This is a genomic window from Campylobacter vulpis (genome assembly GCF_014217995.1).
In the GTDB taxonomy this organism is placed as follows: Bacteria; Campylobacterota; Campylobacteria; order Campylobacterales; family Campylobacteraceae; genus Campylobacter_D; species Campylobacter_D vulpis.
Genome location: NZ_CP041617.1, coordinates 1,251,682 through 1,263,958 on the forward strand (window position 1 = coordinate 1,251,682; position 12,277 = coordinate 1,263,958).

A 12,277-nucleotide genomic window follows, 5' to 3' on the forward strand; every position below is an offset into this window, starting at 1 on the left:
ATTATACTTTTTTTTAATTTATTTGTCAAGTAAATTTAGCTACAATACCCTAATTTACTAAAGGATTAAAAATGAAATTTATAAGCATAGAACAAGCGATAAAAGACTTAAAAGAAGGTAAAATGCTCGTAATGGTCGATGCTGAAGATAGAGAAAATGAGGGAGACATCATCTTCCCTGCGGAATTTAGCACTAAAGAAAAAGTTAATTTTGTCATTAAAGAAGCTAGGGGGGTCGTATGTGTGGCTTTAAGTGAAGAGTTGGCAAAAAAATTTGAGCTGCCCTTAATGGTGCAAAGAAATACCTCAAGCCACGAAACAGCCTTCACTATAACAGTTGATGCAAAAAAAGCCACAACAGGCGTTAGTGCTTATGAGCGTGATATGACAATTAAAATTTTTGCCGATGACACAGCGTGTGCTAGTGATTTTGTCCGTCCGGGACATATCAACCCTCTCATAGCTAAAAAAGGCGGGGTTTTAGAACGCACAGGACACACTGAAGGAAGTGTAGATTTATGTCATTTAGCTGGATTAAAGGGTGCTTGTGTCATTTGTGAAATTGTTAAAGATAACGGCGATATGGCTAGAAGAGAAGATTTAATTCAATTTTGCGAAAAATTTAATCTCAATATGATAGCCGTATCTGATTTAATAGAATATCGTCTAAAAAATGAAAGTTTAATCACTCTTAAAGAACAACAAGATAGCTTTTTGGCAGGATTAAAAGCTCAAAAATTCATTTTTGAAGACCACAATCAAATTCAGCACATTGCTTTTTGCTTTAATGAGCCAAGAAAAAGTGAAAATATCAAATTTCATATTAGCGGAAGTGATTTTGAGCTTTTAACTTCAAACAAATTCTCGCAACTTTTAGAACAAATTAAATTTCTATCACAAAATGGTGGAATAATTATTTTTATGCAAGGCGAAAAATCAAATGCGGCACAATTTAAAAACTATGGCATAGGTGCACAAATTCTAAGATTTTTTAAGGTTGAAGAGGTACATTTAATGTCGCAAAATTGCGATAAAGACTTTATTGCTCTAAAGGGTTTTGGACTTGATATTAAAACTTGTCAATTTAAAACTTTATCCTAAAAGTCCCCAAAGGGGCTTAATATTTTTTCATAAAACTTCCCCACATTTCATCTTCCCTTAAGTTTCTTTATGTATAATTTCAACTTTCACTTTCTAAAAAAAAGTCTAAATAAATATTTTAACTCCTTTTAGAAAGGTGTTCTTTAACTTATCATTGTTAAGAGTCACAAGCAAGTTTTAATAAAAACAATTTTACTGAACTTGTTAAAGGATAGAAGAAATTCAAAGTTTAATACACGACTTTAGCTTCACATCATTGACTTTATTTTTCAATATGAAACTAAAGATTAAACACTTTCCGTCTTTATATAAATCATCAAAAATTTATATAGCTCTTTTATCATTAAACTTTAACAAGGAAGTGATGCGTTTTAGAATTAACACAATCAGTTGATTATGTTTAAAACCTGATTTAGTTTAATAAGAAGGAAGTTAGCCTTATCTACTTAGCTTAATTTTACATTAGGCTTGGCGGGGTAGGCCTTTAGTTTGCTTCTTAGTCAAGGCTTTGCCTTGACGCTAAAGAAGGTTGAAAAAAGGTAAGCTACTAAGAGCGAATGGTGGATGCCTTGACTGGTAGAGGCGATGAAGGACGTACTAGACTGCGATAAGCTAGGTGGAGCTGTCAAGAAGCTTTGATGCCTAGATTTCCGAATGGGGCAACCCAATGTATAGAGATATACATTACCATAATGGAGCGAACGAGGGGAATTGAAACATCTTAGTACCCTCAGGAAAAGAAATCAAAAGAGATTGCGTCAGTAGCGGCGAGCGAAAGCGTAAGAGGGCAAACCCAGTGCTTGCACTGGGGGTTGTAGGACTGCAATGTGCAAGAGGAAAGGTTAGCAGAACACTCTGGAAAGTGTAGCCATAGAGGGTGATAGTCCCGTATGCAAAAACCTAACCTTAGCTAGCAGTATCCTGAGTAGGGCGGGACACGAGAAATCCTGTCTGAAGCTGGGTAGACCACTATCCAACCCTAAATACTCCTACCAGATCGATAGCGAACAAGTACCGTGAGGGAAAGGTGAAAAGAACGGCGGTGAGCCGAGTGAAATAGAACCTGAAACCATTTGCTTACAATCATTCAGAGCCCTATGGAGCAATCCAGGGTGATGGACTGCCTTTTGCATAATGAGCCTGCGAGTTGTGGTGTCTGGCAAGGTTAAGCTAACGCGAAGCCGTAGCGAAAGCGAGTCTGAATAGGGCGCTAAGTCAGATGCTGCAGACCCGAAACGAAGTGATCTATCCATGAGCAGGTTGAAGCTAGTGTAAGAACTAGTGGAGGACCGAACCCGCTAGCGTTGAAAAGCTATGGGATGACTTGTGGATAGGGGTGAAAGGCCAATCAAACTTCGTGATAGCTGGTTCTCTCCGAAATATATTTAGGTATAGCGTTGTGTCGTAATATAAGGGGGTAGAGCACTGAATGGGCTAGGGCATACACCAATGTACCAAACCCTATCAAACTCCGAATACCTTATATGTAATCACAGCAGTCAGGCGGCGAGTGATAAAATCCGTCGTCAAGAGGGAAACAACCCAGACTAACAGCTAAGGTCCCCAAATCTTACTTAAGTGGAAAACGATGTGAAGTTACTTAAACAACCAGGAGGTTGGCTTAGAAGCAGCCATCCTTTAAAGAAAGCGTAATAGCTCACTGGTCTAGTGATTTTGCGCGGAAAATATAACGGGGCTAAAGTAAGTACCGAAGCTTTAGACTTGCACACAACTTAGATTATTTAAGTTTAGAATATAGAAACTAAGTTATATTTTTACTGATTTATATAGAGTAAGAATAGAAATAAACTTAGTGAATTTAGTCAAAATATTCTTAGATTAAAAGTTAAGTCATTTAAGTTGTGTGCAAGTGGTAGGAGAGCGTTCTATTTGCGTCGAAGGTATACCGACAAGGAGTGCTGGAGCGAATAGAAGTGAGCATGCAGGCATGAGTAGCGATAATTAATGTGAGAATCATTAACGCCGTAAACCCAAGGTTTCCTACGCGATGCTCGTCATCGTAGGGTTAGTCGGGTCCTAAGCTGAGTCCGAAAGGGGTAAGCGATGGCAAATAGGTTAATATTCCTATACCAACATTAGTGTGCGATGGAAGGACGCTTAGGGCTAAGGGGGCTAGCGGATGGAAGTGCTAGTCTAAGGTCGTAGGTGCTTACACAGGCAAATCCGTGTAAGAATACACCGAGAACTGAAAGGCTTTTCAAAGTCTTCGGACAGCGAGAAGAACCCCTGATGCCGTCGAGCCAAGAAAAGTTTCTAAGTTTAGCTAATGTTGCCCGTACCGTAAACCGACACAGGTGGGTGGGATGAGTATTCTAAGGCGCGTGGAAGAACTCTCTTTAAGGAACTCTGCAAAATAGCACCGTATCTTCGGTATAAGGTGTGCCTCCCTTTGTATTAGGATTTACTCCGAAAGCAAAGAAGGTTACAACAAAGAGTCCCTCCCGACTGTTTACCAAAAACACAGCACTCTGCTAACTCGTAAGAGGATGTATAGGGTGTGACGCCTGCCCGGTGCTCGAAGGTTAATTGATGGGGTTAGCATTAGCGAAGCTCTTGATCGAAGCCCGAGTAAACGGCGGCCGTAACTATAACGGTCCTAAGGTAGCGAAATTCCTTGTCGGTTAAATACCGACCTGCATGAATGGCGTAACGAGATGGGAGCTGTCTCAAAGAGGGATCCAGTGAAATTGTAGTGGAGGTGAAAATTCCTCCTACCCGCGGCAAGACGGAAAGACCCCGTGGACCTTTACTACAGCTTGACACTGCTATTTGGATAAGAATGTGCAGGATAGGTGGGAGGCTTTGAGTATATGACGCCAGTTGTATATGAGCCATTGTTGAGATACCACTCTTTCTTATTTGGGTAGCTAACCAGCTTGAGTTATCCTCAAGTGGGACAATGTCTGGTGGGTAGTTTGACTGGGGCGGTCGCCTCCCAAATAATAACGGAGGCTTACAAAGGTTGGCTCATAGCGGTTGGAAATCGCTAGTAGAGTATAAAGGTATAAGCCAGCTTAACTGCAAGACATACAAGTCAAGCAGAGACGAAAGTCGGTCTTAGTGATCCGGTGGTTCTGTGTGGAAGGGCCATCGCTCAAAGGATAAAAGGTACCCCGGGGATAACAGGCTGATCTCCCCCAAGAGCTCACATCGACGGGGAGGTTTGGCACCTCGATGTCGGCTCATCGCATCCTGGGGCTGGAGCAGGTCCCAAGGGTATGGCTGTTCGCCATTTAAAGCGGTACGCGAGCTGGGTTCAGAACGTCGTGAGACAGTTCGGTCCCTATCTGCCGTGGGCGTAAGAAGATTGAAGAGATTTGACCCTAGTACGAGAGGACCGGGTTGAACAAACCACTGGTGTAGCTGTTGTTCTGCCAAGAGCATCGCAGCGTAGCTAAGTTTGGAAAGGATAAACGCTGAAAGCATCTAAGCGTGAAGCCAACTCTAAGATGAATCTTCTCTAAGCTCTCTAGAAGACTACTAGTTTGATAGGCTGGGTGTGTAATGGATGAAAGTCCTTTAGCTGACCAGTACTAATAGAGCGTTTGGCTTATCTTAAAATATTTGTTATTCTTTTTTGCTTATGTGTCGTTAGAGTTCGCTCACATATTATCAATATGCTACGCTCACTCTGCCTAGCCTAAGACAAAAAATAAAAAACAAATAAGCATCACTTCCTTGTTAAGGTTTAACCTTAATATAAGTGTAAAAAGTTTGATTAAAACTTGCTCTTAACATTGTTTTTTAAGTGTTTTTAGTTCTAAACTAAAGATGAGATTTCATTAAGCTTTATTAGCAAGATATGATTTGATATATTTCATAGCTAGGAATTTATCCTAAATTAAGCTTATCTTTGAAAGTTTAAATAAAATATCCATAAAACATTTAAATAACAATGTCCGTGATTATACAGATGTGGAAACGCCTTGCTCCATCCCGAACCAAGAAGCTAAGCACATCGTGGGTGATGATACTACGCCTTACTGGCAGGGGGAAAGTAGCTCATTGCGGACTTGTTAGTTTCTACAAACTTCCTTTCAAGCCAAGTTATACAATAAACAAATGCCGATATTTTAAGCACTTTTTGTTTGAATGCTCCTTAATTAGTTTTAATGAATTAAAATGACACAAAATTAAATTTTTTAGCACAGGTAAAATAATTTGCAAAATAAAACGACATTAAATGCCACATAACTCATTTGCTAATTTTTCTAAGTATCGATTTAAAATGATGAAAATTGATGAATTTGGAATTATTATTATCTTATATTTGACTACTTTGCATAATATAAATGAGCTATTAAAAAGCTCTTTTTTTAAGCCTATTATTTTTTATTATAATGTCTTCTTGCCGTTGAATTCTTTATGAAAGCCTTAATAAGAACTTAGTTTTTATTGCTTTAAGTTTTTTTAAACTCTCTTAAAAAACCTTATAAAGTCGTATTAAAAAATTTTTGTTTGATTTTTGAAATTTGATTGTTGAAAATTTAGTGTCAAAAAGTTGAAACTAAGTTTTTAATGTTTAATTGCTGTGAGGGTTTGGTATTCAAAGTTTTGGATAGGGTTTTTGTATTTTCAAAAAAAAGAGGGATAAAGATGCAAAATACCCTTAGATTTTACAGGTTTTAGAAGTCATTTAAGCTCATAAAATACCATATAAAAATAAATGTCAAATTTTGTATGTTTGAAATTTGATGTTTCATAATAAAAAATTCCTAAAGGTAACAAATTAATTTAATTTTTTATCAAAAAAATTGTTTTTTTAAATTTTTTATATTTATTTTTGTTAGAATCTTAAATGTAAATGTATAAATTTGAGAAGTAAATAATGAAAAAATTATTTTTTGTTATGTTGCTCGGTGTGTTGCTTTAGCAAATTCTGCTTATGATTTAAGTAAATCAAAATCAAGTTCCAGCATTTATGCGGAGCAGTGGTATATTTATTACAATAAATTAAGATACTGCGATAGATTGCTTTACTATCAAGCAAGCATGTGCCGTTTATCAGCTATGCAATATAAACCAAGATAGTAAAGGATAAATAATGAAAATCGCCCAAGATGTCCAAATTATCGGTTTAAATGATGGTTTTACCTATTCTAAAAGAGCGAGTATAAAGGCTAAAGATTTTCAAAGCTTAAAAGAAGAGCAACTTAAGCAAGAAGATTTTTTAAGCGTTTTAAATCATAGTGAGGGCATCAGAGTGATTTTCCAAGATGAGGAAAGCTCTAAATTTGTCAGCTTAAATCTCACAAAAAGTAATTTTGCAAGAATTATAAAACATTTTAATCAAAAAGATAATTATTTTTTACGAGAAGATGGAGCGATAAGGCTTAACGGAGAAGCGCAAAATTTCGTGGCTGGGTGGTTTAAAAATGCGGCTTATGATTTAAATTATCTCAAAGCCGATGCAGATAAAAATGGCTTGATACAAGGAAGAGAAAACGAAAATCTTTACCTTTATAATAGTGAAGTAATCTACACGCCAAATGTTTATAAAGGTGGTCCAAATGATGTTGTAAGACAACTTTACCTACAAGGTGGTGGGGGTAAAATTTTGGCAAATGATGATAAAGAAAGAAGCTTGGACGAGGCTTTAAATGCCTTTCTTGCCTTTGATAAAAATGCGGACAAAAAAATAAGCATTTTGGAGCTTGAAGGCTCAAAAGAAAGAGTTATCACTAAGGCTAAAATTATATTTGATAATCCAAGCTCCATAAGTAAAGAAATTTTAGAAAAATTAAAAAGAAAAAGCAAAGAGATAGAAAATGCAAGCGATGAGGCAGAGGAGAAAAATGACGCAACTCATATCAAAAATAAAGCGTTAGAGCAAGGACTAAGTGCCTTAAATATGAGTGAGCTTTTAAAGCTTAAAGAACAATACCCAGAGGAATACGAGCAGCTAAAACAAAAGGATTTAGACAATTTAAGCAAAGATTTAAATGAGGACTTAAAAGCACACTATGAAAGTCTAAAAATCATCGACCGGCTAACCTAGTCTTAACATAAACTATACAATAAATCAAATTCCAATTAATTTTATTTAAGTAAAATAACACATTTTTATGAGGAGAGTTGATGACTTGTTTATATCCGGGTAGCTTTGATCCTATCACAAATGGGCATTTAGATGTGATTAAAAGAGCACTTAAAATCTTTGACAAAGTGGTTGTTGCCATTGCTCAAAGTGAGCATAAAAACCCTTGCTTTAGTTTAGAAAAACGCAAAGATTTAGCCCTGCTTGCGACACAAAATTTACAAAATGTAGAGATTATTACCTTTACAAATTTGCTTGTGGATTTAGCTAAGGAGCTTGAGATAAAAACGGTTATTAGAGGACTTAGAGCGGTGAGCGATTTTGAATATGAGCTTCAAATAGGCTATGCAAATAATGCTTTATGGAGTGAATTTGAAACGGTTTATCTAATGCCAAATTTAAAAAATGCCTTCATTTCAAGCTCCATAGTTCGCTCCATAGCAGCACACGGAGGCGATGTCAGCTCTCTCGTGCCAAAAGAAATTTTACCCTTTTTAAAGGAGCAAACTTGTATGTAGTTTTAGAAGGAATTGATTGCGTAGGCAAAAGCACACAAATGGAGCTTTTAAAGCCCATTTATGAAGACGCTATTTTTACAAGTGAGCCGGGTGCGACCCAGCTAGGAGAGCATTTAAGAGAACTTTTGCTTAATAGACCCTACCCCATCTCATCAAAAGCAGAACTTTTGCTTTTTTTAGCAGATAGAAATCAACACTATGAAGAAATTTTAAGAGAAAACGAACAAAAGCTTATTATTAGCGACAGAAGCATTATTTCAGGTATGGCTTATGCGAAGAATTTTGACCTTGATATTCTATTTAGTCTAAATGACTTTGCTCTTAATGGTTTTTTCCCGCAAAAAGCCATTTTTCTAAGAGCTGATGAGAGCTTACTTAAAGAAAGAATGGGACAAAAGAATTTAGATGACATAGAAAAACGAGGAACCGCATACTTTATAAATGTGCAAGAAAAAATGGAAAAGGTTTTAAATTTCTTAAAATTTAAAATTGATCTTAAAATTTTAGAACTAGATGCGAAAGATAGTGTAGAGAATTTACACGAAAAGATAAAGGAATTCATTAATGATTAACGCTTTAAAAGGTATGAAAGATATAGAGGGCAAACAAGCTTTTTATTATACTAAAATCATAAAAATTTGTGAAGAAGTAGCACAAAATTACGGCTTTAGTTTTATTAATACTCCACATTTAGAGCTTAGTAAGCTTTTTAAGAGAAGTGTTGGAGAAAGCTCTGATATAGTCGGTAAAGAAATGTATGAATTTATCGATAAAGGCGGAAATGAAGTCTGTTTAAGACCTGAAGGCACAGCTTCGGCAGTGCGTTCTTACATTGAGCATAAGATGGATAAAAGTGGGAGTGTAAAGCGATGGTTTTATCACGGCTCAATGTTTCGCTATGAAAGACCGCAAAAGGGGCGTTTAAGGGAATTTCATCAATTTGGCGTAGAGAGTTTTGGCACGGCAAGTGTTTATGAAGATGCTTCGCTTATTTTAATGCTAATAGAGATTTTTAGGCGTTTAAAAATTAAATTTAGCCTAGTAATAAATTCTTTGGGTTGTCCTTTGTGCCTACCCTCTTACAAAAAAGACTTAGTAGAATTTTTGGAGCGACAGGAGGGCTTTTGTGAAGATTGTTTAAGGCGTAAAATACTTAATCCTATACGCATTTTAGATTGTAAAAATACACATTGTCAAAACTTACTTCAAAATGCACCCTTGCTTGGTCAAAAGCTTTGTCCTTCTTGTCAAAGAGACTTCACACTTTTACAAACTTGCTTAAGGGAAAATGGCGTGGAATTTACGCTTGATGATAGACTTGTGAGAGGGCTTGATTATTATTCTAAAAGTGCATTTGAATTTATAAGTGATGAAATAGGTGCTAAAGCGGCGATAGCTGGAGGCGGGAGATATGATAGATTGATTGAATATTTAGGCGGTAAAAGTGGCTATGGCGTGGGTTTTGCACTTGGCATTGAAAGATTGATTGTCATTTTGGAGCAAAAGGAAGAGGCACAGGAGCGGGAGGGAATTTATCTGTGTGCCTTAGATGAAACTTATGTGTCAAATTTACTTCAAATTTCTACAAAATTAAGAAAAAATCGAAAAGTTTTTTTATCTTATGAGGCAAAAAAACTCGCCAAACATCTTTCAAATGCTGATAGTATAAATGCTGAAATCTTTTTATGTATGGGTGAAAATGAGGCTAAAAATGAAAGCTTATTTTATAAAAATTTAAACACAAAAGAAGAAAAGCAGATTTTAATCTCAACTTTGGAGCAATATTTATGAATAGTTATGGCATAGACATTTGGGGAGATGAAAATTTTGTGATTAAAAATGGTAAGGTTTGTGTCAATTTTGGCAAAAAGCCCGCCATTATCGATATGGTTAAAGAATTGCGTGATGATGGATATAGAGGACCCTTACTACTTCGTTTTCCTCATCTCATACAAAAACAAATTGAAAATATTTATGGAAGTTTCACGAAAGCGCGTAAGGAATTTGATTATAAAGGCGGTTTTAATGCTGTTTATCCCCTAAAAGTTAATCAATATCCGGGCTTTGTGAAAAATCTCGTCAAACTTGGCAAGGATTATAATTACGGACTTGAAGCAGGATCAAAGGCAGAACTTTTACTCGCTATGGCTTATAACAATGAAAACTCTCCTATTACCGTCAATGGCTTTAAGGATAGAGAATTAATTAACATAGGCTTTATCGCCGCTGAAATGGGGCATAATATCACGCTTACCATAGAGGGACTTAATGAGCTTGAGGCTATCATTGACATCGCTAAAGAGCGTTTTAAGCCCAAGCCTAACATAGGACTTAGAGTGCGTTTGCACTCTGCTGGAGTGGGAATTTGGGCAAAAAGCGGAGGAATTCATTCTAAATTTGGACTGACCTCAACCGAGCTGATTGAAGCTGTAAATTTGCTAAAAGAAAATAAACTCATAGAGCAATTTACTATGATACATTTTCATCTAGGTTCGCAAATTAACGAAATTCACCCGCTTAAAAAAGCCCTAAATGAAGCAGGAAATATCTATACAGAGCTTAGAAAAATGGGGGCTAAAAATTTAAAAGCTATTAATTTAGGCGGGGGCTTGGCGGTGGAGTATTCGCAGTTTAAGGACGAAAAAAGTAGAAATTATACCTTAAGAGAATATGCTAATGATGTGGTTTTTATCCTTAAAAATATTGCTGAGCAAAAAAGTGATATTGAGCCTGATATTTTCATAGAAAGTGGGCGTTTTGTGGCAGCTTCGCATGCGGTTTTAATCGCTCCTGTTTTAGAGCTTTTTTCTCAAGAATATGCCGAAAGTAAGCTCATTTTAAAAAAACAAAATCCTAAACTCATCGATGAACTTTATGATCTTTATCAAAATATAAAGCCCTCCAACGCCCTTGAATACCTCCACGATAGCATTGATCATCTTGAAAGCATTTTGACTCTTTTTGATTTGGGTTATGTGGATTTAAAAGACCGCTCAAATGCTGAAATTCTAACTCAACTCATTAGTAAAAAGGCAATTTTATTGCTTAAAGATAAGCCAAGTGCGGATTTAATTGCTATACAAAATGAAGTGCAAGAGCGTTATTTGGTCAATTTTTCCCTTTTTCAAAGTATGCCTGATTTTTGGGGTTTAAAGCAAAATTTTCCCATTATACCTCTTGATAGACTTGATGAAAAACCTACTAGAAGTGCGAGTATTTGGGATATTACTTGCGATAGCGATGGTGAAATTTCGTATTCTAAGGATAATCCTTTACTTTTACACGATGTCGATGTGGAAAAAGAAAATTATTTTTTAGGCTTTTTTCTTATGGGAGCTTATCAAGAAGTGCTTGGTATGAGGCATAATCTTTTCACACATCCAACCGAAGCTAGCGTTTATATTGATGAAAATGGCTATGTTTTAAAAGACATCATCGAAGCACAATCTATACTTGATATTTTAGAGGATTTAGACTATGATATTCACGCAATTATGGATATTTTAAATGAGCGTATTTCTAAATCAAAACTTGTCAATGAAAAGCAAAAAAAGCACATTTTAGGCGAACTTTATCTTTTCTTAAATGATAATGGCTATCTTAAGAGTATAGGCGTTTAAGGATAAATTCTACAAACTCATCACTCTCATTTGGGCAAGTGATGAGTTTGTAATCCTTAGTGGCAATTTTTCTATATTCTATCTCTAACTCAAAAATCGTCTCTACACAATCGATACAAAAAGAAAGCGGATAAATCAAAGCCTCGTTTTTAAGCTTTGCTAACACCTCACTCGTGCTAGGACCTAGCCATTTAATGGGACCGAGTTTAGACTGGTAAGCAAGTAAAATTTCATCAAAATATGGATTTAACTTAGGCTTTAAAAGCTCGATATGTGCCTTAATATGCTCCTCATACAAATCGCCCCTTTTTATCACAGAAAGAGGTAGGGAATGTGCTGAAAAAATAAGACTTTTTTTATGTCCGGGCAAATAATTCTCGTTAGCTCTTAAAATGTGATTTATAAGCATTTCATTATAAAGCTCATTTTCATAAAAAAAATTGATTTCTTTAATTTTGGCTTGGATTTTTTGCTGTTTAATGGCTCGATGTAAGCTTTGAAGTGAAGTGGTAGTCGTGGTTTGTGAATGATGAGGATAAAGAGGGAAAAGGATTAATTCATCACTTTTTTTAAGCGTATATTTTCTTAAAACCTCTTTAGCAAAAGGGGGCACATAAAGATTGACAAAATCAAATTTGAAGTCTTTTTGTCTAGCATTTAGCTTTTCACAAAGTAAGGCGGTAAGGGCATTAAGAGGTGAGGAGCCGCCGATTTGCTTATAATTTTCCCTCATCGCTCCCACTCTTGCTTTAGTGATGCAAAAAGCAACAAAAGAGCGTAAAAAAGCATTTTTAATCCCTAAAATATAAGGGTCATTAAACATATTTTTTAAAAAAAGCTCACAATCTTTTAAATTACAAGCCCCACCCATATTTAAAAACAAAACAAGCTTCATACTACCCCTTTGAAAAAGCTTGATTATAGCTTAATTTTACTTAATTTTGCTATTATTTGACTTTTAGAAACTGCAAGAGGAAAAAT

The 12,277-nt window shown here is 35.9% G+C and carries 7 protein-coding genes and 2 rRNA genes; 8 read left to right on the forward strand and 1 reads right to left on the reverse strand.

What is annotated here, in order from left to right:
* The first annotated feature begins 71 nt into the window (after positions 1-71).
* The 8 genes from CVULP_RS06450 to speA all read left to right on the forward strand — a co-directional run bounded on the left by CVULP_RS06450 (position 72) and on the right by speA (position 11,296).
* Entirely contained in the window at positions 72-1,100 is a 1,029-nt protein-coding gene (locus CVULP_RS06450; RefSeq protein ID WP_099461265.1) for a bifunctional 3,4-dihydroxy-2-butanone 4-phosphate synthase/GTP cyclohydrolase II, read from the forward strand.
* A 537-nt stretch (positions 1,101-1,637) separates the two neighbouring features.
* A 23S ribosomal RNA gene (locus CVULP_RS06455) occupies positions 1,638-4,679 on the forward strand.
* Between the two features lie 339 nt (positions 4,680-5,018).
* A 5S ribosomal RNA gene (rrf, locus tag CVULP_RS06460) occupies positions 5,019-5,135 on the forward strand.
* Between the two features lie 1,030 nt (positions 5,136-6,165).
* Positions 6,166-7,119 (forward strand): hypothetical protein, encoded by a 954-nt coding sequence (locus CVULP_RS06465; RefSeq protein WP_099507216.1) that lies wholly within the window; start codon positions 6,166-6,168, stop codon positions 7,117-7,119.
* Positions 7,120-7,199: 80 nt separating this feature from the next.
* Positions 7,200-7,676 carry a pantetheine-phosphate adenylyltransferase gene (gene coaD / locus CVULP_RS06470; protein WP_099460947.1) on the forward strand — a complete coding sequence of 159 codons (477 nt, stop codon included), beginning with the start codon at positions 7,200-7,202 and terminating at the stop codon, positions 7,674-7,676.
* On the forward strand, positions 7,667-8,248 hold the full coding sequence (tmk, locus tag CVULP_RS06475) for a dTMP kinase (RefSeq protein ID WP_099460946.1): 582 nt from the start codon (positions 7,667-7,669) through the stop codon (positions 8,246-8,248). The genes coaD and tmk overlap by 10 nt, the downstream gene beginning before the upstream one ends.
* Positions 8,241-9,467, forward strand: coding sequence for a histidine--tRNA ligase (gene hisS / locus CVULP_RS06480; protein WP_099460945.1), 1,227 nt, complete (start codon positions 8,241-8,243; stop codon positions 9,465-9,467). The genes tmk and hisS overlap by 8 nt, the downstream gene beginning before the upstream one ends.
* Positions 9,464-11,296, forward strand: a complete 1,833-nt coding sequence (speA, locus tag CVULP_RS06485; protein ID WP_099460944.1) for a biosynthetic arginine decarboxylase — start codon at positions 9,464-9,466, stop codon at positions 11,294-11,296. The genes hisS and speA overlap by 4 nt, the downstream gene beginning before the upstream one ends.
* On the opposite strand, the gene hemH is transcribed toward speA, so the two are convergent.
* Positions 11,277-12,191, reverse strand: coding sequence for a ferrochelatase (gene hemH / locus CVULP_RS06490; RefSeq protein WP_099460943.1), 915 nt, complete (start codon positions 12,189-12,191; stop codon positions 11,277-11,279). The genes speA and hemH overlap by 20 nt on opposite strands.
* Positions 12,192-12,277: the final 86 nt, after the last annotated feature.